General features: G+C 63.4%; 20 protein-coding genes and 2 riboswitches. Of the genes, 10 read left to right on the forward strand and 10 right to left on the reverse strand.

Annotated features, from left to right (window positions below):
- Positions 1 to 26: 26 nt before the first annotated feature.
- The 3 genes from KZO25_RS03220 to KZO25_RS03230 form a co-directional block, all read right to left on the reverse strand.
- Positions 27 to 1,781 (reverse strand): sensor domain-containing phosphodiesterase, encoded by a 1,755-nt coding sequence (locus KZO25_RS03220; RefSeq protein WP_223135854.1) that lies wholly within the window; start codon positions 1,779 to 1,781, stop codon positions 27 to 29.
- A gap of 258 nt (positions 1,782 to 2,039) precedes the next feature.
- Positions 2,040 to 2,480, reverse strand: coding sequence for a YtoQ family protein (locus KZO25_RS03225; RefSeq protein ID WP_066449721.1), 441 nt, complete (start codon positions 2,478 to 2,480; stop codon positions 2,040 to 2,042).
- A gap of 248 nt (positions 2,481 to 2,728) precedes the next feature.
- Positions 2,729 to 3,562 carry an MOSC domain-containing protein gene (locus KZO25_RS03230; RefSeq protein WP_223135855.1) on the reverse strand — a complete coding sequence of 278 codons (834 nt, stop codon included), beginning with the start codon at positions 3,560 to 3,562 and terminating at the stop codon, positions 2,729 to 2,731.
- 172 nt (positions 3,563 to 3,734) lie between these two features.
- On the opposite strand from KZO25_RS03230, the gene KZO25_RS03235 reads away from it, so the two are divergent.
- The 4 genes from KZO25_RS03235 (at position 3,735) to KZO25_RS03250 (ending at position 7,369) form a co-directional block, all read left to right on the forward strand.
- Positions 3,735 to 5,099, forward strand: coding sequence for a sialidase family protein (locus KZO25_RS03235; RefSeq protein WP_223135856.1), 1,365 nt, complete (start codon positions 3,735 to 3,737; stop codon positions 5,097 to 5,099).
- Positions 5,100 to 5,155: 56 nt separating this feature from the next.
- The gene (locus KZO25_RS03240; RefSeq protein WP_066449727.1) at positions 5,156 to 5,536 is read left to right on the forward strand and encodes a Rieske (2Fe-2S) protein; all 381 of its coding nucleotides are present in this window, start codon (positions 5,156 to 5,158) and stop codon (positions 5,534 to 5,536) included.
- 124 nt (positions 5,537 to 5,660) lie between these two features.
- Positions 5,661 to 6,542 carry a DMT family transporter gene (locus KZO25_RS03245; RefSeq protein WP_066449728.1) on the forward strand — a complete coding sequence of 294 codons (882 nt, stop codon included), beginning with the start codon at positions 5,661 to 5,663 and terminating at the stop codon, positions 6,540 to 6,542.
- Between the two features lie 197 nt (positions 6,543 to 6,739).
- A complete protein-coding gene (locus KZO25_RS03250; RefSeq protein WP_201025320.1) occupies positions 6,740 to 7,369 on the forward strand; it encodes a hypothetical protein in 630 nt (209 codons plus the stop codon).
- A gap of 102 nt (positions 7,370 to 7,471) precedes the next feature.
- Here KZO25_RS03250 and KZO25_RS03255 read toward each other — a convergent pair whose 3' ends face one another.
- From KZO25_RS03255 to KZO25_RS03280, 6 genes are all read right to left on the reverse strand, one after another.
- Complete coding sequence (locus KZO25_RS03255; RefSeq protein ID WP_066449738.1) at positions 7,472 to 8,245, reverse strand: enoyl-CoA hydratase-related protein; 774 nt, start codon at positions 8,243 to 8,245, stop codon at positions 7,472 to 7,474.
- A 290-nt stretch (positions 8,246 to 8,535) separates the two neighbouring features.
- Positions 8,536 to 9,384, reverse strand: a complete 849-nt coding sequence (locus KZO25_RS03260) for a 3-hydroxybutyryl-CoA dehydrogenase (protein ID WP_066449739.1) — start codon at positions 9,382 to 9,384, stop codon at positions 8,536 to 8,538.
- Between the two features lie 21 nt (positions 9,385 to 9,405).
- Positions 9,406 to 11,037 (reverse strand): acyl-CoA synthetase, encoded by a 1,632-nt coding sequence (locus tag KZO25_RS03265; RefSeq protein WP_223135857.1) that lies wholly within the window; start codon positions 11,035 to 11,037, stop codon positions 9,406 to 9,408.
- A 77-nt stretch (positions 11,038 to 11,114) separates the two neighbouring features.
- Complete coding sequence (locus KZO25_RS03270; RefSeq protein ID WP_223135858.1) at positions 11,115 to 12,905, reverse strand: acyl-CoA dehydrogenase; 1,791 nt, start codon at positions 12,903 to 12,905, stop codon at positions 11,115 to 11,117.
- 174 nt (positions 12,906 to 13,079) lie between these two features.
- Complete coding sequence (locus KZO25_RS03275; RefSeq protein WP_066449749.1) at positions 13,080 to 14,501, reverse strand: MFS transporter; 1,422 nt, start codon at positions 14,499 to 14,501, stop codon at positions 13,080 to 13,082.
- A gap of 256 nt (positions 14,502 to 14,757) precedes the next feature.
- On the reverse strand, positions 14,758 to 15,402 hold the full coding sequence (locus KZO25_RS03280; RefSeq protein WP_223135859.1) for a class I SAM-dependent methyltransferase: 645 nt from the start codon (positions 15,400 to 15,402) through the stop codon (positions 14,758 to 14,760).
- 63 nt (positions 15,403 to 15,465) lie between these two features.
- Between KZO25_RS03280 and KZO25_RS03285 the strand changes: the two genes are divergently transcribed.
- From KZO25_RS03285 to KZO25_RS03310, 6 genes are all read left to right on the forward strand, one after another.
- Complete coding sequence (locus KZO25_RS03285; protein ID WP_043510182.1) at positions 15,466 to 15,858, forward strand: VOC family protein; 393 nt, start codon at positions 15,466 to 15,468, stop codon at positions 15,856 to 15,858.
- A 92-nt stretch (positions 15,859 to 15,950) separates the two neighbouring features.
- On the forward strand, positions 15,951 to 16,340 hold the full coding sequence (locus KZO25_RS03290) for a DUF4870 family protein (RefSeq protein WP_223135860.1): 390 nt from the start codon (positions 15,951 to 15,953) through the stop codon (positions 16,338 to 16,340).
- A gap of 5 nt (positions 16,341 to 16,345) precedes the next feature.
- A complete protein-coding gene (locus KZO25_RS03295) occupies positions 16,346 to 17,275 on the forward strand; it encodes a lysophospholipid acyltransferase family protein (RefSeq protein ID WP_223135861.1) in 930 nt (309 codons plus the stop codon).
- Between the two features lie 87 nt (positions 17,276 to 17,362).
- A riboswitch (TPP riboswitch) is annotated at positions 17,363 to 17,511 on the forward strand.
- 89 nt (positions 17,512 to 17,600) lie between these two features.
- Positions 17,601 to 18,269, forward strand: a complete 669-nt coding sequence (tenA, locus tag KZO25_RS03300; protein ID WP_223135862.1) for a thiaminase II — start codon at positions 17,601 to 17,603, stop codon at positions 18,267 to 18,269.
- Between the two features lie 208 nt (positions 18,270 to 18,477).
- A riboswitch (TPP riboswitch) is annotated at positions 18,478 to 18,600 on the forward strand.
- 84 nt (positions 18,601 to 18,684) lie between these two features.
- Complete coding sequence (gene thiC, locus KZO25_RS03305) at positions 18,685 to 20,574, forward strand: phosphomethylpyrimidine synthase ThiC (protein ID WP_316935424.1); 1,890 nt, start codon at positions 18,685 to 18,687, stop codon at positions 20,572 to 20,574.
- Between the two features lie 183 nt (positions 20,575 to 20,757).
- Positions 20,758 to 22,008, forward strand: coding sequence for a Card1-like endonuclease domain-containing protein (locus KZO25_RS03310; RefSeq protein WP_223135863.1), 1,251 nt, complete (start codon positions 20,758 to 20,760; stop codon positions 22,006 to 22,008).
- Between the two features lie 169 nt (positions 22,009 to 22,177).
- On the opposite strand, the gene ltrA is transcribed toward KZO25_RS03310, so the two are convergent.
- Positions 22,178 to 23,563 (reverse strand): group II intron reverse transcriptase/maturase (gene ltrA, locus KZO25_RS03315; protein ID WP_316935425.1); only part of this gene is annotated, 1,386 nt, incomplete at its 5' end.

Below are 23,563 nucleotides of genomic sequence, written 5' to 3' on the forward strand. Positions count from 1 at the left end.
ACAAACGGGAGCGCGTTCCATCTACCTCAGTGACAATCGTTCTTTAGCCAGGTCTCGAAGGCATCCGCTCTCATCGGCCTGGCGATGTAGTAGCCCTGAATCTCATCGCACGCCATTGAGCCAAGCAGCTGATGAGCACGCGCATTCTCCACGCCCTCAGCAACGACGCTGTAGCCCAGGTCGTGCGCCATCGTAATCATGGACTTGACCAACGTTTCGGTGCGGGGATTCACGCCTAGCTCACTGATGAAACAGCGGTCGATCTTGACCACATGGGCCGGGATTTCATGCAGGTACGAGAGGCTGCTGTAGCCGGTACCGAAGTCATCGATGGCAATTCGGATGCCTGCCGCGATGAGTGTTTCAAGCTGAGACGCAGCCGCCCTACCCTGGCCGATCAATGCACTTTCGGTCAGCTCCAGTTCAATGGCATCGCTCGTCAGGTTGGCATGTGCCATCTCCGAGAGCAGACGCTCGGCAAAGTCATCCTCCTCCAGATTGGTCGCCGAGACGTTGATCGAGAGACGCAGGGCCAGCCCTTGCCGCTGCCAGGCAGCCGCCTGGTGGACCGCATGGCGTACGACCCAACCGGTCAATGGCCGAACCATGGGTGTATTTTCTACTAGAGGGATGAATTCAGCAGGCGATACATCGCCAAGCGTCGGATGGTGCCAGCGCAGCAGCGCCTCGGCTCCCAGGCACGCACCGTTTGCCTGGGAAACCCTGGGCTGGAAAACCAGGTGAAGCTGGTCATTGGAGCTCAAGGCTTGCCTGGTATCGGTCAGCAGCGTAAAGCGACGCTGGAAGCTATCGTCCAGGGCTTCCGAAAACAGCCCGACACCTGATTCGGCCTGGCGTGCATCGAGACAGGCGCCATGGGCGCTACGCAGGATTTCATCTATGGTCGACTCACCCAGACGAAAGGGAGCGATGCCAATAGCCGGATGCACCAGAACCGGCACGGCCCCTGCCGACTCCTGCCCTATCAGGGCACGGCGCAGGCGCAGCGCTTCCTTCAGCAGCTTCGCCCCGTCGTCAAGCTCGGTCAGATGGGCGAATTGGCATCCACCAAGATGATAGAGGGTGCTCTGCATACCAAGCGTGGCCTGCAGGCAGCGAGCAGAAACCCGACACAGCTCATCCAGAAAGGCGGGACCCATGGTACGGTGCAGCGCACTCAATTCGCCGGCCTCGACGACCTCCGTAAATAGCACAGCCCGAAGAGAGCCCGGATCATCCCGCTCAAGGTCCAGCAAGTCCTCAGCCAGCTGATGCCTGTTCGACAAACCGGTCAGCGGGTCGACTCTGCCAAAGGCATGCTGCAGCTCTATCTGGGCCATGACCATGGCGGCAAGGTCACGCAGCGTGGCCTGTTCCTGCTCGGTGACCGCGCGCGGCTCATGACCCAGCACGCACATGGCACCCAGCGTGTGGCCATCACGCGTCAACAGCGGTGCACCAGCGTAAAAGCGTATCCCCGACTGAGCCAGTGGGCTATCTCGGTAGCAGCTGGATTTCAGAAGATCGGGGATGACGAGAACCTGCGAAGAGTCCGACACTTCGGCGCAGGGTGCCTTGTGACGCGGGATTTCGCGGTGTTCGACACCCACCCTCGACTTGAACCATTGGCGGTTCTCATCGGTAAGCGACACGGCCGCAATCGGGAGGTCGAACAGCTGACTTGCCATACGAGTAAGCCGATCGAAACTCTCGCAGGGTGGTGTATCCAGCAGGTTGAGCTGATGAAGCGCGTACAGACGTTCCTGTTCCTGTGTAGACATCGTTGGAAACAGACTCGGTGATGAAAGACGAGGGCAAAATAGCAGCCTGCAATAACCAGCCCCAATGAATGAATTCTATGGAGTCCAGTAAATTTAGGCTCTCATCCACCCTAGCCCTGCCTTCGGCTGATTACCAATTGGTGACCAGGTATCGGCTGAAGGCGAGCACCGCCAGCAGATAGAAGAAGGCCTGGTGCTAGTCGATTCGCTCACGAAGTGACATGGCCCGCTCGCGCCTGAGTCAGGCTAGACCAGGAGTCAGGCCTTGGTGACGTAGCGCAGAATCTCGACGACCTGGTCGGTAGTGGTCGCCCATGCCATGGCCTGGGCATCGACTTCCTTGAGCGGATGGATGATCTCCTCGCCATGCAGGGTGACATAGGGCTTGCCCAGTGCCGCACAGTAGCCGGCATCGAAAGCGGCGTTCCACTGCTTGTACTTGTCACCGAAACGAACCACCACCAGGTCGCTCTGCTCGATCAGCGTCTTGGTGCGGATGGCATTGACCTTGGACGATTTGTGATCGCGCCAGAACGGATTGCTCTCCTCTCCGAGGTGGTCTCCGGCGGCATCGCTGGCCGCATGGTCGGTCACCGCCGAGGTGAAGACAATGTCCAGGCCGGCCGCCTCGGCGCCGCGCTGAATCTCGTCGCGCCAGTCGGTGTGAATTTCACCCGAAAGATAGACGTAAAAGCTCATGATTCCTCCAGCAGAGTTGAATTTTGGGCGCCCATCATAGCCTAGGTAACCGCTCTTGACTTCCAGTCGGTGCATTCCCAAGGCGTAAGCCATAGCCTACAGAAAGAGAATCCGTAGGCTGACAGGCGAACCGCAAACAGCCAGCTACACTAGCCACGACTCACAGTCCCCTGCACAGCAGTCGTGAGCTCCCTTGCATTTAGGCCCGCTCCCTGCGGGCTTTTTTTCGAATTCAGGACTGTACCGTTTCAATCAAGCAGGCTGTCACCGACGGCGATGAACTGGCCCCGGCCTTCGAGCAGGGTGGCATTCTGGCCGAAGTATGCCCCTGGGCGAAACGGCTGGGTCTTCATTTCCATCAGGGTCTTGAGCGGCTCGCCGGGGATCGCGATGTTTCCGGTCGCCTGGTCCACCGTGGTGATCTTGCAGCGCTGGCAGGGCTTGCGTATGCCGAAGCGGTAGCCCTCGGGAGAACCAAGCTCACTCCACCCGTCCTCGGCAAAGGGGGCGGCTCCCTCCACCACGATATTGGGGCGAAAGCGGTTCATCGGCAGTGGCGAAAGCCCCTTGCGCTGCAGCGTCTGGTTGAGCGCTGCCAGCGACGCCTCCGAGGCAATCAGGAAGGGGTAGCCATCGGCGAAGGCGGTGTGGGCGTTCTCGCCCTGCTGGTAGAAGGGCTCGACGGCACGATGCTCGTCCGGTGCAAAGCGCACCAGACGCAGCCCGCTGCCTTTCCAGTCGCCCAGCACGGTTTTCAACCACTGCGCCGCCTCGGGGCCTTCGTCCAGCGCCCGGCAGGCATCTTCCCAGACATAGGCCGTCAGCGACGGCTGGCCGCTGCGTGCCAGCTCGATGGCCAGCGGCGCCACCTCGGGATGTTCCAGCAGCAGCCGGTCGCTTTCCAGGCGGACTGCGATCCGAGCCATGGCCGGCATCTGCCGCTGGGTCACGAAACGTCCCACATCGTCCACCACCATCCAGTTTCGATCATGGGCGATACCTCGTTCACCGAGTTCCGCCCGCTCCAGGGTAATTCCACTCAGCGACTTGACCGGATACAGATGGATTCCCGAAATCTTCACGTCGACCTCCCCATGTCCTTCACCCCAGTCGTTTACCAGCGTAGCGGCTAGGCGACAGCATACACCTGCCCGTCGTTGAGCCCACTCGCTGTCGCCTGTCCATGCCTCAATGCGGCTTCCACCTCGCTGCTACACTGCGTTGGTAACAACCTCAATCATGCGAGGGACAAGCATGTCCGATGTCGTGAAACACCGCCTGGCCCTGCACCTGTCGTGCTCCTCTCTTCGACAAACGGCCCTGCTGGCGACCGCTTCACTGCTGCTGACACTAGCTGCCCCCAGTATCGCCGATGAAGGCCCCATTACCTGGCAGCCGGCCCTGCAGATCGCCAGCGGTGAAGCCCATGTGGGGCCCTGGCGCATGAACGAGTCGGACTTTCGCTACGTGGACGACCCAACGGTTGCCCTGCACCAGGACGGCACCGCAGCGGTACTCTGGGTCGACCAGGCGCAACAGGACGTTTTCTTCCAGGCTATCGATCGTAACGGCGAACCACAGCACGACGAGCCCACCAACGTATCACGCAGCGGCGATACCTTCTCCTGGCTGCCCCGGTTGGTGATCGCTGGCGACGATCCCGACACCCTCTACGTACTCTGGCAGGAGATTATCTTTTCCGGCGGAAGCCATGGCGGCGACATCCTGTTCGCCCGTTCGCAGGATGGCGGCATGACGTTCAGCGAACCACTCAACCTCTCCCGGTCACGGGAAGGCGCCGGCAAGGGGCGGCTGACCGAGCAGCGCTGGGACAATGGCAGCCTGGATCTGGCCGAAGGCCCGGATGGCACCATCTGGGCCGCCTGGACGGCCTATGAAGGCGACCTGTACATCAGCCATTCGCAGGATGGCGGCAACACCTTCGCTCAACCCCAGCCGGTCGCCAGGGACGACGCCCGCCCCGCCCGAGCTCCCAGCCTTGCCGTGGATGACGAAGGACGGGTACATCTGGCCTGGAGCGTTGGCGAAGACCCGGCCGCCAACATTCACTACACACTGTCAGACAGCAGCGGGGCCATCCTGGCAGAGCCTGCCGTCGTCGCTACCTCTCGGGGGCACTCTGACGCCCCCTCCCTGGCGGTAGATGCAAACGGTACCTTGCACCTGGCCTATGCCGAGGCCGCCGACGGCCCCGGCCAGCCTTCCCGCCTTTACTATACCCGTGCCGACCATGGCGAACGTTTTGCCACCCCTCGGCCATTGGTCGAGGAGCAGAGCGAAGACGCTGCCGGGCATGGGTATCCATCGATTGCAGTGGCCGGAAGTCATGTCCACCTGACCTGGGAGCGCTTCCCCGACCCACGCCAGCGGCCTCGCGGGCTGGGCATCATGCACTCATGGGATAGCGGCGAGACATTTTCGTCCCCCAGCATCGTGCCGGAAAGCGTGGTGGACATCGGCTTCAACGGCAACCTTCAGGGGCTGTTGACCCGCAAGCTCGCGGTGAACCACAACGGCGACATCGCCGTGGTAAACAGCACCTTTCAACCTGACGAGGCCAGCCATGCCTGGTTGATCCGGGGACGGTATGAGCGCTGACAAGCGGGCCGGGATCCGCGACAATGCGGCCCCCCGATGGCAATAGGAGAATCGGCATGTCACAGGCATGGAAGCAGTATCGTAGCGCTCCACAGCCGGGAACGCGCCTCATGCGATTCGAGGAGCTACCGCCCGGAGATACTCGCTCGTTGACCCTTCAGAGCGAGAATGGCAGCTTTCCGCTGCTGCTCTTGCGCCTGGACGAGATCCCTCTCGCCTACGTCAACGCCTGCCCTCACCAGTACCTGCCCCTGGACCAACGAGGCAAGCGCGTTCTCAGCCAGGATGGTGAAGCACTTCGCTGCACCAATCACGACGCCACTTTCTCCGCCCGTACCGGTGAGGGGCTCAGCGGCCACGGCGAGGGCTGCGCCCTGGACCCGGTACCGCTGAGCGTCGATGACGACGGTTGGCTGGTGATCGGCAACGCTGAATAGCGCTGGTCTCACCTGCAAGGCCCTGATGAAAACTATCAGAAAATTTGATGGGCCTTCCCACTTCCCATAGGCCAAATTCATACGTAACCTTTGCTGCTTAGCCTTTTCTTGCCAAGGATGACGCATGTCGCCGGCCGATACGCTCCGCCTGATTCTGCTCTCGTCGCTGTGGGGCATGTCATTCATCTTCATGCGGGTGGCGGTCCCCGAGTTCGGCCCGGTGCCGCTGATCCTGGTGCGGATGGGCGTGGGCGCCCTGCTGCTGATTCCGCTGCTGCTCAGCCTGCGCTACCTGAAGCTGGTCTGGGAAAACAAGGGCGGGCTGCTGCTGCTCGGCCTGGTCAATCACGTGCTGCCATTCGTCCTGCTGGCACTGGCCACGGTGCGCCTGGAGGCTGGCTTCACCTCGCTGATCAACGCCACCACCCCGATCTTCACCGCGCTGCTGGGGGCTCTGTTCTTCACGACACCGGTGCAACGCCAGCAGTACCTGGGACTCGCCCTCGCCTTCGCCGGGGTCTATGTGCTCTCTGCCAACCGGCTGGATTTTGCGCTGGGTGGTGACGGCTGGTTCATTCTATCGGCGCTGGGGGCCACCTTCTGCTATGGCGTCGCCAGCAATTATTCCAAGACCTATCTCTCGCATCTTCCGGTTCGCGTCCTGGCGGCGGGCAGCACGGCGATGTCGGCACTGATCCTGCTCATCCCCGGCCTGCTGCTGTGGCCGACCGAACCCATCAGCGGACTGGCCTGGGCCAACGGCCTGAGCCTTGCGGTGTTCAGTACCACCGTGGCATTCCTGCTCTATTTCGGGCTGATCTCCAGCGCCGGGGCGACAGCCACCTCGACGGTCACCTTCCTGGTACCGGTCAGCGCGCTGCTCTGGGGCTACCTGCTGCTTGGGGAAGTGCTCAGCCTGCAGATACTGGTCGGCATGGCGATTACCCTGGTAGGTACCGCCGTCGCCACTGGCATCCTGCGGCTGCGTCGCCGGACGTTGACCTGACGACCATCCGGGGCTTATTCACCACGCTGTCAGCCAGCGTTGCAGACTGCAAAAAGCCCATAGCAGATGGCATCCCGCTTGCTATGCTCAGGAAGATGCCGGGCATAGTCGCGTCCGCGTTTCACCCACGACGAGCCCCATGGACCATGACGCTTGTCCATGAACCCGGCAGGTCTACTCTGCATGGGGACAAAACCATGAAAAAAACAAACGCAGTGGGCATTGCATTGGCGGGTCTGGTGGTCACTGGCAGCCTGACCTCCACTCTTGCCCTGGCACATTCGTCTGACGCCCTGAAGGGGGAAGATGTCGCCGCACTGGTCGAGTCGATTCGAATTGCCACCCAGCGATTCGAGGACGTCGACGTGGCCTTGGCCGAGGGCTACATTCCTGACCCCACCGGCCAGTGCGTCAGCGCGGCTGCAGAGGGGTTGCCCGCCGAACTCGGAGACATGGGTATCCATTACCTGCGCCCCGACCTGCTGGGAATAACGGCAACCGAGCCGCGGATCGACGGCACCGGAACCCATACCGACTTTCTCAATCCCTCCATCCTGCTCTACGAACCGCAGCAAGACGGCTCACTGGTGCTGGTAGGAGTCGAGAACCTGGTGTTCCAGAAGGCCTGGGAGGAGGCGGGCAATACCGAGCCGCCCACCTTCGCTGGCCGCGCCTGGGACTACATGGCCAACGATCCCGAGACCGCCATCGACGAAGCACACGGCTTCGCTCCTCACTACGACCAGCACGTGTGGTTTCGGGACAATGCTGTCACCCATCTCGAGCCCTTCAACCCACTGGTGAGCTGCGCCCATCACACCCTGTGAAGCGATAGGCTACCGTAGCAGCACTCGGCGGTAACACCAGAGCTCGAAAAAAGGCGGCAGTGGCCAATTCGCCACTGCCGCCTCTTCGCACTCCGCAGAGCCTCAGAAGTTAGGCTTGCGCTTCTCGACGAAGGCGCTCATGCCTTCGCTCTGCTCCTCACCGGCGAAGCAGCAGGCGAACAGGGCCGTTTCCAGGGCCAGGGCGCTGTCCAGGTCCTGGTCCATGCCGTCGTGAACCGCCTGCTTGGCACCGCGCACCGCCAGGGGGCCGTTGCCGGACAGCTGCTTGGTCAGCTCATCGGCATAGGCTTCGAGCTCGGCCTGGGGCATGACGCGGTTGACCAGTCCGATGCGCAGGGCTTCCTGAGCATCGATCTTGCGGCCGGTGGTGACCAGGTCCAGCGCCATGGCCGGACCGACCCGGCGCGGCAGGCGCTGGGTGCCGCCGAAGCCGGGAATGACCCCCAGCAGCACTTCCGGCTGACCGAAGACGGCATTATCGCTGGCTACCGCCCAGTCGCAGGCCAGCGCCAGTTCGCAGCCGCCGCCAAGACAAAAGCCATTCACCAGGGCGACCACCGGCACCGGGAGCGTTTCCAGTCGCTTGATGGTACGCAGTGCCTGGCCGGCGAAGGCCCGCGCCTCCTCCGGCGTCTTCTCGCGCATCTCGGTGATATCGGCACCGGCGACGAAGGACTTCTCGCCGGCGCCGGTAATCAGCACGCCGCGCAGGTCGTCGCGCTTCTCCAGGTCCGTCAAAACCGCTTCCAGCTCGGCGAGCACGGCACTGTTCAGCGCGTTCAATGCCTTGGGCCGGGTGATGGTCAGGCGTACGATGCCATCGCGATCATCAATCTCGATCAGCTTCTCGCTCATGTGGGGCTCCTGATCAATGCAAACGCATTCGTGTTGAAGGGATACCGACCTACCCTAGCGAACGCTTGGTAGGTCGGCAATCCTTTCTTTCGTCGGGGAAACGCTATCGCAGTTGGAGTCACGGCACTCAAATAACGGGGCTGATCCGCGGGCAGGCCTACGCGGAGGCGCTGTAAACCCATCCCTGGGCGCTACTTTTTCCTTCCCTGGAAAAAGACCTCCGCTTCGACCTGCCCACGGCGCCCCTCGAGGTGCCCTGGTAACCCTTACTCTGTTTGACGAGAGCGAATTCAGTTGTATACGTGGAAGCCTCGCCCACTCTTCCGCCCCAGGTAGCCGGCGGCCACCATGCGCCGGAGCAACGGGCAGGGCCGGTACTTGGGATCGCCGAAGCCCTCCTGCAGCACCTCCATGATCGCCAGGCAGACATCCAGGCCGATCAGGTCTCCCAGCGCCAGCGGCCCCATGGGGTGGGCGGCACCGAGCTTCATCGACTGGTCGATGTCCTCGGCGGTCGCAGCCCCTTCCTGCAGCAGGAAAGCGGCTTCGTTGATCATGGGCACCAGCAGGCGGTTGACGGCGAAGCCCGGCGAGTCGGCGATGGCTACTGCGGTCTTGCCCAGGGCCTCGGCCAACGCCTCGATCTGCGCCACGGTGGCATCAGAGGTCTGCTCGGCGCGAATCACCTCGACCAGCTTGAGTACCGGTACCGGGTTGAAGAAGTGCATGCCCACCACACGCTCGGGACGCTCGCACACCGCGGCAAGCCGGGTCAGCGACAGCGATGAGGTGTTGGAGGCAAGGATTGCCTCATGGCTCAGGCGGCTGAGGTCGCGGAACAGTTTTTCCTTCAGCGCCGGCTGCTCCGGTGCTGCTTCGATGATCACGGCACAGTCGCGCAGGGCGTCCAGGGCCGTGGTCACCGCCAACCGCTCCAGAGCCGACCCCTTGTCGGCCTCGGAGAGCTTCTCCTTGGCCACCAGCTTGCCCAGCCCCTTGTCGATAGCCGCCTGGGCACGGGTAAGCTGTTCGTCGGCCACGTCATAGAGCTGAACCGAGAAGCCGCTTGTCGCCAGAACCTGTGCAATGCCCTGCCCCATAGTCCCCGCGCCGACCACACCAATCTGCTGTGAGTTCATCTATTCACTCTCCTGTAGGCGTTATGACTTGCGCGCTTCTTCACGCAGCACGAACTTCTGGATCTTGCCGGTGGAGGTCTTGGGCAGTTCGCTGAAGATCACCGTCTTGGGCACCTTGAAGCGGGCCAGGTGCTCCCGGCAGTGCGCGATGATGTCCGCTTCGGTGACCTCGCCGTAGCCTACCTTGAGCTTGACGAAGGCGCAGGGGGTCTCACCCCACTTCTCGTCGGGCTTGGCCACCACCGCGGCCTCTTCCACGGCCGGGTGCGAATAGATGGCGTTTTCCACCTCGATGGTGGAGATGTTCTCGCCACCGGAGATGATGATGTCCTTGGAGCGGTCCTTGATCTCGATGTAGCCGTCCGCATGCCAGACCGCCAGGTCGCCGGTGTGATACCAGCCGCCCTCCAGAGCCTGCTCGGTTGCCGCCTCATTCTTGAGGTAGCCCTTCATCACGTTGTTGCCACGCATCAGGATCTCGCCAACGGTCTCGCCGTCCTTGGGTACGGGCTCCAGGGTATTGGGATCGGCGACACAAAGCGCTTCGAGCATGTGGTAGCGCACGCCCTGGCGCGACTTGATCTTCGCCCGCTCCTCCACCGGCAGTTCATCCCACGCCTCGCGCCAGGCACAGACGGTCACCGGGCCATAGACCTCGGTGAGGCCGTAGACGTGGGTCACCTCGATGCCCATCTTCTCCACACCGGAGATGACCGAGGCGGGAGGCGCGGCACCGGCGGTGGTGACCTTCACCGGATGGTCGAAGTCGCGCTTGTCCTCATCGGGGAGATTGACCAGGCCGTTGAGCACGATGGGCGCGCCGCTGAAATGAGTCACACCCTCGTCGGCGATAAGCGCCATGATCTTCCTGGGATCGACCCTGCGCAGGCACACGCTGGTACCGGCATTGGCAGCGATGGTCCAGGGGAAGCACCAGCCGTTGCAGTGGAACATCGGCAGCGTCCAGAGATAGATCGGGTGGTGTGGCATGGCCCACTCGAGGATATTGCTTACCGCATTCAGGTAGGCGCCGCGGTGATGGTAGACCACCCCCTTGGGCTTGCCGGTGGTGCCGGAGGTGTAGTTGAGCGAGATCGCCTGCCACTCATCCTCGGGCAGCCGGTAGGCGTAGTCCGGGTCGCCCTCGGCCAGCAGCGCCTCGTACTCCAGCCCACCGATATGGCGGACTTCGCCCTCGAAGAGGGCATCGTCGACGTCGATCACCAGCGGCTTGATGGCCAGCTGTGAGACAGCTTCCTCGACGACGTCGGCAAACTCCGGGTCCACCAGCACCACCTGGGCCTCACCGTGCTCGAGCATGTAGGCGATGGCCTCGGCATCGAGGCGGATGTTCAGCGTATTGAGCACGCAGCCGGCCAGCGGCACGCCGAAGTGCGCCTCGAACATGGCGGGCACATTGGGCAGCATGGCGGCTACCGTCTCGCCTGGCTTGATGCCGCGTTTTTCCAGCGCCGAGGCGAGCCGGCGACAGCGCGTCCAGGTCTCGCTCCAACTGCGGCGGACGTCACCATGCACTACTGCCGGATAATCCGGGTAGATGGAAGCGCTGCGCTCGATGAAGGTCAGCGGCGACAGTGGTACGTGGTTGGCCTGCGTCTTGGGCAGGCCCTGTTCGAAGATGCTGTTGTTCATGGTGGGCTCCGGGTGAGTATCTTTTTTATTGGTGCTGAATTCACCGGCTGCCGGTAAGGCAACCGGAGGTAAGCTGCTCAGGGAAGCGTGACCTCGTAGTCGGCCAGGCATGCCATTCCTGCTTCGATCACGCTGCGGTTGGCTCGGCCGACCGGCAGCCACTGGCGCAGGGCGAAATCGGCCGCGGCCAGCTTGGCCTGGTAGAACGGCTCGTTGCTGCCTGCCGCTTGAGCGGCACGGGCCTTGAGTGCGGCCCGCCCCATCTGCCAGGCGCACAGCACGTGACCTGCCAGGCTAAGGAACGGTGTGGCGTAGGCCTGAATGGCATCCGGCCCTAGCTCGGAATCAGAGCCCTGCTCGAGCACGCGCTGCATGGCAGCCTCCAGATCGGCGGCCCCGGCGGCCAGGCTCTCGCCGAGGGCGGCGAGCTCGCCGTCCTCACGCAGTTCGCTGGCGGTGGCCTCGACCTCCTCGATCAGCCCGGCCAGGGCGGCACCACCATCGCGCTGAAGCTTGCGGCCGGCCAGGTCGAGTGCCTGGATGCCGTTAGTGCCCTCGTAGATGGGCGCAATGCGAGCATCGCGCAGCAGCTGTGCGGCGCCGGTCTCCTCAATGAAGCCCATGCCACCATGAACCTGTACGCCCATGGAGGCGATGTCCACGGCCTGGTCAGTGGAGAATGCCTTGACTACGGGAATCAACACGTCGGCACGGGCCTGGGCAACCTCACGCTCGCCATCGCCACCATGTCGCGCCACGTCGAGCTGGGCCGCACAGTAGAGCGCCAGGGCACGCAGGGCGTCGGTGCGAGCGCGCATGGAAAGCAGCATGCGCCGCACGTCGAGGTGCTCGCTGATGGTGGCTTCCCTACCGCGGACCTTGCCCTGCACCCGATCCAGCGCATAGGCGAAGGCATGCTGGCAGGCGCGCTCGGCCACGCCGATACCCTGAATGCCAACCTTGTGACGCGCTTCGTTCATCATGGTGAACATGTGGTTGAGGCCGCGCCCCTCCTCGCCCACCAGGTAGCCAATGGCACCGTCGCCTTCGCCGAAGCTCAGGGTGCAGGTGGGCGAGCCGTGGATGCCGAGCTTGTGCTCGATGGAGGCACAGGTCACGTCGTTGCGCTCACCCAACGAGCCGTCGGCATTGACCAGGAACTTGGGCACCAGGAACAGCGAAATGCCCTTGTTGCCTTCCGGCGCATCCGGTTTGCGTGCCAGCACCAGGTGAACGATGTTCTCGGCGGCATCGTGCTCGCCCCAGGTAATGAAGATCTTCTGGCCGAACAATCGGAAATGATCGCCCTCTTCATCAGGGCATGGAACAGCCCGGGTGCGCACCTTGGAAAGATCGGAGCCGGCCTGGGGCTCGGTGAGGTTCATCGTACCGGTCCAACTCCCCTCCACCAGCTTGGGCAGGTAGGACGCCTTGAGCGCGTCGCTGCCATGGTGTGCCAGTGCCTCGATGGCGCCGGCGGTGAGCATTGGACAGAGTCCCAGTGCCATGTTCGCGCCGTGAAGCATCTCCTGTACCGAACTTGCCACCACTTCGGGCAGACCCTGGCCGCCCAGCGCCTCGGAGACGCCGATGCCGTTCCAACCGCCCTCGGCATAAGCCTGATAGGCCTCGATGAAGCCATCGGGCAGTGTCACGCCGCCATCACTACGGCGGGTGCAGCCCTGCTGGTCGCCGCTGGCATTCAGCGGCCCCCATACCTCGCCCGCCAGCCTGGCTGCCTCCTCCAGCACCGCTTCAACCAGGTCGGGGCTGGCCTCTTCGAAACCAGGCAGGGCGAGCGAACGGTGCTCGAGCAGTTCCTCGAGCACGAAGCGAAGATCGCGAACAGGAGCAACAAAGGGGAACATGGCGACACCTCAAAAAAATGATAGCAGAAATAGTAGATTCACTACTTTTCGTTAACCATTATCCCTAGGTCGCAGGCAATTAACCAGTCAAAGGCAACTCACCCGACAAAGGCAGTGCGCCCGATACACAGGTATCGGGCGCAGAAAAATGACGGGGCGGACTATTCAATCGCTTCAGTCGCGGGAGGAGCTCGTCGTCTCGTCAACCAGCTGCTCATGATCGGGCGCTTCCGCGTGACGCGGTTCCTCATCTTCATAGTAAGCGATATGCGCCTCATCGGGAGGCGGCGGGCCAACCAGTGGCTCGACCGTCTCCACATCCGGCACTGCGTCGGACAGGTCCTCGACATGCTCATGCTCGGTTGCGCCTTGCATCAGCTCCTCGGTTACCGCCAGCTCGGCGCCGGCCGAGGACATTGGCGTCGTTGGCGTGAACGGTGCCACCGGCAACGGCGCCGGACGCACGCTACGCCGCCAGGCGAAGAAGGCCACCATGCCGATGCTCATGGCTCCGAAGGCCCAGAACAGGCCCGCATCGCCCACCGCCGCCATGACCGGCGAAATCAGCGGCGGACTCACGGTGGAGCCGATGGCATTGATCAGCAGCAGGCCCTGGCTCATGCGCACCAGGGCACCTGCCGGGGCACGGTCCGCGGCATGGCCGACCGCGACCGGATAAAGCGCGAAGACGCCGCCACCGAGCAGGAAGAGCAGCCCCGCCATCACCCAGATATTCGGCGGCAACAGCAGCATGCCCGCCGATATCAGCGTACAGAAGGTGCCGATCAGGATCAGCACCATCTGGCGATCGTGGCGATCGGACCAGCGGCCGATGGGATACTGCAGCAGCATCGCCCCCAGGATCACCACGGCCATCATCTGGCCGATCTGATTCACCGTCAGGCCGATACGCTGCAGATAGAGCGGCAGCAGCGAATAGACGGCGGCCACCGCCAGCCCGGAGCCAAAGCTGCCCATGACCCCGGTAGGCGTCAGGGTGATCAGACGTATCGGCGAGAGCGGCTCGGCATGCTCGATCAGGGGGGACACCCGCGGGATCATCGCCATGGGCAGCACCGACAGCGACGCCAGCATGCCGATCACCATGAAGGGTGCGGTGACACCCATGGCATCGGTTACACCCAGCAGCAACTGGCCGAGGACACCGGCGGCATACAGCGAGATCATGTAGAGCGCCAGCAGCCGGCCACGAACCTTCTGGTCACCGGACGTGAGCAGCCAGCTCTCGATGACCAGATAGACCCCCACGGTGGCCCAGCCGCCGATCAGGCGCAGCCCGAACCAGGAGATGGGGTCGAGCCATAGCCCCTGCAGCAGCACCGTGACCGCAACCAGCGAAGCAAAGGTGCCATAAGCGCGGATATGGCCAATGCGCAGCAGCAGCCGGTCATTGAACATCGCCCCCAGCGCCAGGCCGATGAAGTAGGCCGAAGAGACCCAGCCGATGACCACCGGCGACTCGCCTGCGGCATCCAGGCGCAAGGTGATCAGCGTGGCCAGGAAGCCATTGCCGATCCCCAGAATGAAAAGCCCCAGCAGGGGCGCCAGGGCCATGGCCAGCAGTTGCCGCGACATGAAGGGCCTCTCGACAGCGGTGGAAGAAACAGGAATTAAGGCAACGATGGGAAACAGTGTGGCAGGACCTGCCGAGATTGCCCGCCACGCCTGAGTGCCACACAGAAAGAAGCACCGCTGAGGCGGGATGACGCGGCGCAAATCATACGCCGCCGACACCATAAGTCAACGCCGAAATAGCCCCTGCAGGGCTGTATAACGGCGGCTTATCGAAACGCGACTACAGCCTCCATGAATCGTTGGGTCGGGAGTGCATTCACCATGGCTTGCGCTGCAACAGGGCTACATCCGAAGCAGGCAGCTCGAGGCGCATATCGAGATGATGGGCCAGCCATTCAAAGGTGGCGTCGCTGAAGAAAATCACATGGGTGGGATCGAGAATATAGTGCCAACGGGGGAAGGTCTCCCACCTGGTGACCCGCTTGGTCATCAGCCCCAGCCAGCCAGCGGGCCGCAACATGCCAGCCAGCCGTTCGAGTTCAAGCCCCGGCTCGAAGAGATGTTCCGCCACTTCAGTGGCGGTAATAAAATCGTACTGCCGCTCGAGCACCACCCTGTCAGCGGCATAGAAAGGATCGTAGATCGCCATGGGATGCCCCGCCTCCTCGAACATGACCGACAGCGTCGGGCCAGGGCCGGCACCGAAGTCGAGGCCTTGGGCAGCCGGTGCCAGCCGTTCGCGCAGCGGCGTGTAAAGCCGTGACAGGAACTGCCGGTAACCAGCGTCGTCGGGGCTGTTGCGATGCTGGTCATAGACTGCTTTCTCTGCCTCAGGAGCAAGGCGCTGATCAGGAGGCACGAAGACCAGCCAACAGTTGGTGCAACGGTGATAGTCACGCCGTGCATCCCGATGAAAATATGGCGTTTCGGCGGATGCACATAGCGGGCAGGTCAGCATCATCGTATCCTTCTGAGCTTGACGACTTGAGCATATAAAAAAACGATCACAACGAGGAGGCCGGCAATGCTGTCAGGTCTGGACCACCTGGTCATCACCGTGACCGATATTTCTCGCGCCGTGGACTTCTATTCCCGGGTTTTGGGGCTGGAGGTGCGCTACCGCGACCGTGAGCGCGTCGACCTGCTGCTCGGCGACGTTGCCCTGCGCCTGCACTGGACCGCCACCGACATCGAACCCCGGGCCGCCACCCCAACGCCGGGGAGCCTCGACCTCTGCTTGCGCAGCCTGCTGCCGCTGGACGAAGTACAGCGGCACCTGGAGGCGCTGGATGTCGAGGTGGAGCTCGGCCCGGTCGACCGTCAGGGCGCCACCGGCCCCATCGAGTCGCTCTACCTGCGCGACCCGGACGGCAACCTGCTGGAGATCAGCCGTCCGCTGAAGACCGCCAGCGAATAACCGCTTCACTGGCATTGTCTCATCTGGCCGGTATCATTGGTGTCACTGGCCAAGTCAGCAACACACCTCGCCATTCACTTGCTGGACGTGACATGACCGATAACCTGCATCCTGATGATAACCGTGACCACCGGGCCGTGACCGATCCGGGGTCGCCCGACACCACCATACCCATCGTGATCTATGCGCTGTTTCTTGCCGGCATCATCAGCGGCGGGCTGACGCAGCTGGTCGGTGTGGTGATCGCCTATGTCTACCGCGGCAAGGGGCCTCACTGGCTCGATGAGCATTATCGCTACCATATCCGCACCTTCTGGATGGCGATGCTCTACTTTGCGGTCTCCGGCCTGCTGACGCTGATCATGATCGGCTTCATCACCTGGCTACTGGCGGTGATCTGGCTGGTGATTCGCTGCGTGAAAGGGCTCAAGAGCCTGCAGGAGAAGCGCGCGCCCGATAATGTGGATACCTGGCTGTTCTGACGCTCATGAGCGCATCACGACCCCGTTCCAGCGCCATCCAGGCGCGTCTTGCCACCACGCTGTGGCGCACCCTCGCCGGCCGTCGTCTCGCCAGCCTGTGGCGCCTTTCCCGGCTGATCGGTCCGCTGGTGTACCGCCTGAGCCGACGCGAGCGCGACGTCACCGAAATCAATCTCGCCCAGGTCTATCCCGACCAGAGCGCGGCAGCGCGTCGTGGCCTGGCCCGGGACAGCCTGACGCACTCCACCGCCACCATGCTGGAGCTGGGCTTCGCCTGGATGGCCGACCCGAACCGGGTCGAGACCTCCATCGTCGAAGTCCACGGTCGGGAGCTGCTCGACGAGGCCCGCGCCCAGGGGCGGGGCGTCATCGTGCTGGCGCCGCATTTCGGCAACTGGGAGGTGCTCAACTTCTGGCTCTCCAGCCACTTCCCCTTCACTGCCATGTACGAGCCACCCAAGGTCGAGGGACTCGACCCCGTGACGCGAGAGGGTCGCGAGCGCATGGGCGCCAAGCTGGTACCCACCAACCCACGCGGCGTGGCGGCACTGCTCAAGGCGCTCAAGCGCTGCGAAGCCATCGGCATCCTGCCCGACCAGGAGCCCAACTGGGGCAGCGGCGTCTTCGCCCCCTTCTACGGCCGCCTGGCCTATACCGCTACCCTGCTGCCCAAGCTGGTGGCTCGCACCGACGCGCGCGTCGTCACCGGCGTGGCGCGGCGCATTCCCGGCCGCGGCTTCGCCATCCACTTCCTGGCCGCCGACGAGCAGGTCTACTCTCCTGATGAAGAGCAATCGGCTACCGGTGTGAACGCCTGCGTCGAGGATGCTATCGCCCTGGACCCGGCCCAGTACCAGTGGGAGTACAAGCGATACCGCAAGGTGATCGAGGAGCAGGAGGGGCATCCGGACCATGGCTCCTTCCGGCTTTACTAGAGCGCCCCACGAAGTAATTGGAAACAATTTCCAAAAACTTACTTTCCCGATGGCTGGCAACACGGCGCCAGCCTGCTAGACTGCCTGCAACGCTTGACGGGGTGCCGGTGATTCCGGCTGAGATGGCGCAGGGAGCCCAAGGGCGACCTCAGCGCCGATCCCGTGGAACCTGATCCGGGTGAGCAGGGCCGCTGGCCCCGCATGAACCGGCGTAGGGAATCAGGCGAAGGGGTTTGATGACACGTCTCTCTGCGCTCCCCTTCTCTCACGATCCCCCCTGCCCGACTTCAGCCTCGCTCCGGATCCTCGATCACCCGGAGGCTAGATGGGCTACCGCTTTACCGACCTCACCGCCGCCTGCCAGGACGACTGGCGCGCCTATATCGAGCATGACTTCGTGCGCAGCCTCGGGGCCGGCACACTGGCCGAAGACGCTTTCCGCCACTACCTGCAGCAGGACTACCTGTTCCTGATCCACTTCGCCCGGGCCTATGCCCTGGCCGCCTACAAGAGCCGCACCCTGGCCGACCTGCGTCAGGCCCATGAAGGCTTGAAGGCCATCGTCGACGTCGAACTCGCGCTGCACGTCGGCTACTGCCGCGAGTGGGGTATCAGCGAGGAGGCGCTCGCCAGCCTGCCCGAAGCCCGGGCCACCATGGCCTATACCCGCTATGTGCTGGACACCGGCAATCGCGGCGACCTGCTCGACCTTCATGTGGCCCTGGCGCCCTGCCTTATCGGCTACGGCGAGATTGCCAACTGGCTGAATGGCCGGCAGGACACCGTCCGCGGCGAGGCCAACCCCTATGACGCCTGGATCGCAATGTACGAAGGCGAGGAGTTCCAGGGCGCCATGCGCGCGGAGCTGGAGTGGCTCGATGCGCGCCTGGCCGACGTCACCCCGGCGCGCTTCCAGGAGCTGTCGGAGGTATTCCGCGATGCCACGCGACTGGAGATCGATTTCTGGCAGATGGGCCTGGACCGCGCGGACTAGCCCACAGCCATGCAAGACCGTTGCCGCTGCGAAGACGTGAGGGGCGCCGGAGACAGGTCTAAGAGGGGGTCCTATTCCAGGGATGGAATCGGTAGCGCCCAGGGAGGGGTTCACAGCGCCCCCTCGCCGACCTGTCACCGGATCAGCCCCGGGCTTGAGGCAGAAACGTAGCGGCGACGAACCTGCCCGCCGATGATGGCGGGCACCACCACGCTTGACGGGGTGCCGTTGAAAACGGCTGAGATCATGCAGCGCCAACCGGCGTTGGAGCATGGATCCCGTTGAACCTGAACTGGCTAGGACCAGCGTAGGGATCAAGCGACACGCAGAGAGGCCATGGCCGCTCTGCCCCTGTCCTCCCAGCTGTCCTCCCTGACAACGCACAACAGCCGCAATACCCTAGGGAGAACACTCCATGAGCAAAACCCAGCACTTCCTCGCCGATACCGCCATGGTCGACGAGGCCGCCATCCAGCCGCTGCCCGGCTCACGCAAGGTCCATATCGAAGGCTCACGCCCCGACATTCGCGTGCCCTTCCGCGAGATATCGCTGTCACCGACCAAGACCTCCGGCGAGGACGAAGAGAACCCGCCGCTGCTGGTCTACGATACTTCTGGCCCCTATACCGATCCCGAGATCAGCGTCGATCTACGCCGTGGCCTGCCGGAGCTGCGCCGCGCCTGGATCGAGGAGCGTGGCGACACCGAATTCCTCGATGGCCCCACCTCCGAGTACGGCAAGCGCCGCGCCAACGACCCCATGCTCGCCCAGCTGCGCTTCGACCTGAAGCGCACGCCACGGCGCGCCAGGGCGGGGAAGAACGTCACCCAGCTGCACTATGCCCGCCAGGGCATCATCACCCCGGAGATGGAGTTCATCGCCATTCGCGAGAATCAGCGCCGCCAGGCGCTCGGTACCGAGGAAGTCGAGCGGATTCTCGGCCATCAGCACCCGGGCCAGGGCTTCGGCGCACGCCTGCCGGAAGAGATCACCCCGGAATTCGTGCGTGCCGAAGTGGCCGCCGGGCGGGCGATCATCCCCTGCAATATCAACCACCCGGAGTCCGAGCCGATGATCATCGGCCGCAACTTCCTGGTGAAGATCAACGGCAACCTGGGCAACTCGGCGGTCACCTCCTCCATCGAGGAAGAAGTCGACAAGATGACCTGGGGCATCCGCTGGGGCTCGGATACCATCATGGATCTCTCCACCGGCCAGAACATCCACGAGACCCGCGAGTGGATCATCCGCAACGCCCCGGTGCCCATCGGCACGGTGCCGATCTACCAGGCGCTGGAGAAGGTCAATGGCGTGGCCGAGGACCTCACCTGGGAAGTCTTCCGCGACACCTTGATCGAGCAGGCCGAGCAGGGCGTGGACTACTTCACCATCCACGCCGGCGTCTTGCTGCGCTACGTGCCGCTGACCGCCAAGCGTGTCACCGGCATCGTCTCCCGCGGCGGCTCCATCATGGCCAAGTGGTGCCTGTTCCATCACCGGGAGAGCTTCCTCTACACCCACTTCGAGGAGATCTGCGAGATCTGCAAGCAGTACGACGTGGCCTTCTCCCTGGGTGACGGCCTGCGCCCGGGGTCGGTTGCCGACGCCAACGACGAGGCGCAGATGGCCGAACTCAAGACCCTCGGCGAGCTGACCCATATCGCCTGGAAGCACGACGTCCAGGTAATGATCGAGGGCCCCGGCCACGTGCCAATGCATCTCGTGAAGGAGAACATGGACAAGCAGCTGGAGTACTGCGACGAAGCGCCCTTCTACACCCTCGGCCCGCTGGTCACCGACATCGCCCCGGGCTACGACCACATCACCTCCGGCATCGGCGCGGCGATGATCGGCTGGTTCGGCTGCGCCATGCTCTGCTACGTCACGCCCAAGGAGCACCTCGGCCTGCCCAACAAGGACGACGTCAAGACCGGCATCATCACCTACAAAATCGCCGCCCATGCTGCAGACCTTGCAAAAGGTCACCCGGCCGCCCAGCGCCGCGACAACGCCCTCTCCAAGGCGCGATTCGAGTTCCGCTGGGAGGACCAGTTCAATCTCGGCCTGGATCCCGACACCGCCCGGGAGTACCACGACGAGACCCTGCCCAAGGACTCCGCCAAGGTGGCGCACTTCTGCTCCATGTGCGGGCCGAAGTTCTGCTCCATGAAGATCAGCCAGGAAGTGCGCGACTACGCTCGGGACAACGGCCTCGATGGCGATCAGGAAGCGGTGATGAAAGGCATGGAGGAGCAGGCGGAAAAATTCAGGAAGGAGGGTGCCGAGCTCTACAAGGAAGTCTGATCTTTCCCGATGCTTTCTTTCCCGATGCTTGGAAAACTCTGCACGCCGGCCACTGGTCGGCGTGTTTTTTTTCATCCCATGGCGACAGCGAAGAAGGTGCGGATGTAGCCTGTAGCCATGACGGTGGCCGGTACCTGCTTATGCCACCCCTTGTGCAAGGATATAGTGCAGAAGGACAAAACCATGCCCCACCTGCATGTAGCGCTAGTGACAGAGCGCCCCGAAGCCAGCCTGATCCCCCTGCTGCAGCTGCGACCCCAGCGGGTCGTGCTGGTTGCCGGACGGCAGCAGCAACAGACCGCCGAGCGGCTGCAGATCCTGCTACAGCACGAGCTGTCCTCCCATACCGAGTTCCATCGGTGGGACGAGATGCCGGAGCGAGATCCGAAACACATCAGTGAGTTCGCCACTCGCCTGGCCCAATGGCTATCTCAGCAACAGCAGGACGCCCCAGGGCTTACGGTCACCTATGACCTGGCCGACAGTGACAAGCTCACCGCCCTGCTATTCCAGCAGGCCATGAGGCACTGCAAGGCCGACTGGCTGTATGTCGACACCCGTGCCGGCGCGCTCTATCGCTTGGGGCCGGGACTGAATCCCTCGACGCTGGAAGCCGTGGCCATCGAGTCCGTGCTTGATGTCGATACCTTCCTGCAGGCCAACGGCCGCAAGCGCATCAAGGCGCTGTCCGACAACCCGGCCTGGCGCAGCGCCGCCGAACGCCACAAGGCTTTGACCCACTACCTGGGCCACCAGGCCGACAAGCTGGCATGGCTCTTGAGCGAGTTCCATGAGCGGGTTCACGGTTCCCAGGGCGTACTGGTTACGACGGACGCACGCGAAGGCCTACGCCTCGACCCATCCGCCCGCCATCAGCGGCTGAGTCGCGCACCGCACTTCCCTTGCACCGACGCGCTAAGCGAGTTGAATGCTGCCGGCTTGCTCGAGTGGTCGAGTGCCGACCCTCAGCGGGTGAGCTTTTCCTCCCTGGCGGGGGCACTCTACCTCGGCGGCGGATGGCTAACCGAATTTACCTGGCTCTGCACCCAGGAAGTCGGGCTTCACCAGGCCTGCTGTGGGGCCCATATACTCGATCTCAGCGGGCAGCACAACGGCGAGCCCGTGGTCTCCGACTGCCTCGCCGCGCACCACAACCAGCTGCTGTTCATCGAGTGCCTGACCACAGGACCCGGCCCCGATGCCTGTCTTGAGCAGGGACTCAAGCGGCTCCACGCCATGCTCGACCACTCGGCCGGACTGGTCAGCACCCGCCTACTGCTGGCCTGCGGCGAATTCGACCGCGCCCGCCAGCACCTGACCGACCTGCAGCGCAGCCAGGGGCTCGAGGTGGCTGTCATTGAGTGCAGCGAGCTGAAGCTGCTGCCCGACTATCTTCGACACTGGATGGAGACCGGCCGCTGGCCACAGCCCTGAGCTTGTAAACAGCCCTGAGCTTGCAGACAGCCCTGAGCTTGTAAACAGCCATGAGCTTGTAAACAGCCATGAGCTTGTGGAACACACGGAGCCCATTATCGAGTAGGAGGGGGAGTCGCCTCCCCCGTCCTCTCACACCACCGGGCAAACGGTTCCGTACCACGGCGGTTCATGAAGAACGGGTAAGCCTTCTTACCGTATCAAGTACCGAGATCAGACCCAGCCCGTCGAACCACTTCCGCGGCAGGGCCTGATTCATGTGCGAGGCACCCGCATTCCACCAGGCACCTCGTCCGTTCCCCGCTGATTTCCAGGCACGTCGATCGTCCAGACCCAGCGCCAGGAGTTTGCGGCGCCGAGTTCTCGGGCGCTTCCACTGCCGCCAGATCACACAGCGCAGTCGGCGACGTATCCACTGATCCAGCGCTTCCAGCGGGCGTTTCACATCGACGAGGGCGAAATAGCTGGCCCAGCCCCGAAGGACTGGGGTCAGCTCGTCGATCACTCGCCGTATGTGGCGCCCTCTTCCACGCCGGAGGATCTCGCAGACACGCTGCAGCAGACGTTGCAGACTGGCCTTGGCCAACGTCAGTCGTGGCAGCTTGTGCCGGGTCAGCGTGTAGCCCAAGTACCCACGGTGCCAGGGCCGGTCCACCGCGCTCTTGGCACGATTGACCTTAAGCCTGAGCGAGCTCTCGAGAAAATCACTCAGGCTGGCCATGACCCGCTCGCCCGCCCGTCGACTGCGTACGTAGATCTGCATGTCGTCGGCGTAGCGGCAGAAGCGGTGGCCCCGGCGTTCCAGTTCCTTGTCCACGTCGTCCAGCAGGATATTCGCCATCAACGGGCTTAGCGGCCCGCCCTGGGGCGTCCCCTGCCGGCGTGGGGTGGTCAGGCCGTGCTGGAACATCCCCGCTTCCAGGTAGCGGCGGATCAAGCGCAACATCCGCTTGTCGCGAACGCGACGCGCGACCCGCGCCATCAGCAGGTCGTGGTTCACCCGGTCGAAGAAGGCTTCCAGGTCGAGGTCGACCACCCAACGGTGGCCGGCGCCAACATGGGTCTTCATGGCCGAGACGGCCTGCTGGGCGTTGCGCTTCGGGCGATAGCCGTAACTCGATTCGGAAAAGCCCGGATCGAAGATCGGCGTCAGTACCTGCAGCAGCGCCTGCTGGATCAGCCGGTCGGTGACCGTGGGGATGCCGAGCTGTCGCGTCCCACCCTTGGGCTTGGGGATCTCAACGCCTCGGATTGGGCTGGGGTGGTACTCACCGGCCAACAGCCGCTCGCGCAGCGTCGGCCAGTGCTGTTTCAGGTGGTCCGCCAGTTGGTGCACCGTCATGCCGTCGGCACCCGGCGCGCCTTTGTTGGCGACCACCCTACGGTATGCCCGCGCCATGTTGGCTTTGTCAATCACGGCCTCCATGAGCGGGGCAGGCTCCGCTTTCGTCCACGATGACGACGCCGGGACCGTCTCGACGCCCACCGGCCGGGACGCGGGGTACTGCCCCTGCCCCTTTGGGTGGGTGACGGTGTTAGCGCCCATTGCTGTCTT

Source organism: Halomonas sp. ANAO-440 (assembly GCF_019915905.1).
Taxonomy (GTDB): Bacteria; Pseudomonadota; Gammaproteobacteria; order Pseudomonadales; family Halomonadaceae; genus Halomonas; species Halomonas chromatireducens.

Coding starts and splice junctions, on each gene's coding strand:
- thiC (WP_316935424.1), top strand. CDS start 18,685: ATGAGCAAAACCCAGCACTTCCTCGCCGATACCGCCATGGTCGACGAG.
- KZO25_RS03240 (WP_066449727.1), top strand. CDS start 5,156: ATGTCACAGGCATGGAAGCAGTATCGTAGCGCTCCACAGCCGGGAACG.
- KZO25_RS03265 (WP_223135857.1), bottom strand. CDS start 11,037: ATGAACAACAGCATCTTCGAACAGGGCCTGCCCAAGACGCAGGCCAAC.
- KZO25_RS03295 (WP_223135861.1), top strand. CDS start 16,346: ATGAGCGCATCACGACCCCGTTCCAGCGCCATCCAGGCGCGTCTTGCC.
- KZO25_RS03275 (WP_066449749.1), bottom strand. CDS start 14,501: ATGTCGCGGCAACTGCTGGCCATGGCCCTGGCGCCCCTGCTGGGGCTT.
- KZO25_RS03220 (WP_223135854.1), bottom strand. CDS start 1,781: ATGTCTACACAGGAACAGGAACGTCTGTACGCGCTTCATCAGCTCAAC.
- KZO25_RS03255 (WP_066449738.1), bottom strand. CDS start 8,245: ATGAGCGAGAAGCTGATCGAGATTGATGATCGCGATGGCATCGTACGC.
- KZO25_RS03260 (WP_066449739.1), bottom strand. CDS start 9,384: ATGAACTCACAGCAGATTGGTGTGGTCGGCGCGGGGACTATGGGGCAG.
- KZO25_RS03225 (WP_066449721.1), bottom strand. CDS start 2,480: ATGAGCTTTTACGTCTATCTTTCGGGTGAAATTCACACCGACTGGCGC.
- tenA (WP_223135862.1), top strand. CDS start 17,601: ATGGGCTACCGCTTTACCGACCTCACCGCCGCCTGCCAGGACGACTGG.
- KZO25_RS03310 (WP_223135863.1), top strand. CDS start 20,758: ATGCCCCACCTGCATGTAGCGCTAGTGACAGAGCGCCCCGAAGCCAGC.
- KZO25_RS03280 (WP_223135859.1), bottom strand. CDS start 15,402: ATGATGCTGACCTGCCCGCTATGTGCATCCGCCGAAACGCCATATTTT.
- KZO25_RS03235 (WP_223135856.1), top strand. CDS start 3,735: ATGTCCGATGTCGTGAAACACCGCCTGGCCCTGCACCTGTCGTGCTCC.
- KZO25_RS03290 (WP_223135860.1), top strand. CDS start 15,951: ATGACCGATAACCTGCATCCTGATGATAACCGTGACCACCGGGCCGTG.
- KZO25_RS03245 (WP_066449728.1), top strand. CDS start 5,661: ATGTCGCCGGCCGATACGCTCCGCCTGATTCTGCTCTCGTCGCTGTGG.
- KZO25_RS03270 (WP_223135858.1), bottom strand. CDS start 12,905: ATGTTCCCCTTTGTTGCTCCTGTTCGCGATCTTCGCTTCGTGCTCGAG.
- KZO25_RS03285 (WP_043510182.1), top strand. CDS start 15,466: ATGCTGTCAGGTCTGGACCACCTGGTCATCACCGTGACCGATATTTCT.
- KZO25_RS03250 (WP_201025320.1), top strand. CDS start 6,740: ATGAAAAAAACAAACGCAGTGGGCATTGCATTGGCGGGTCTGGTGGTC.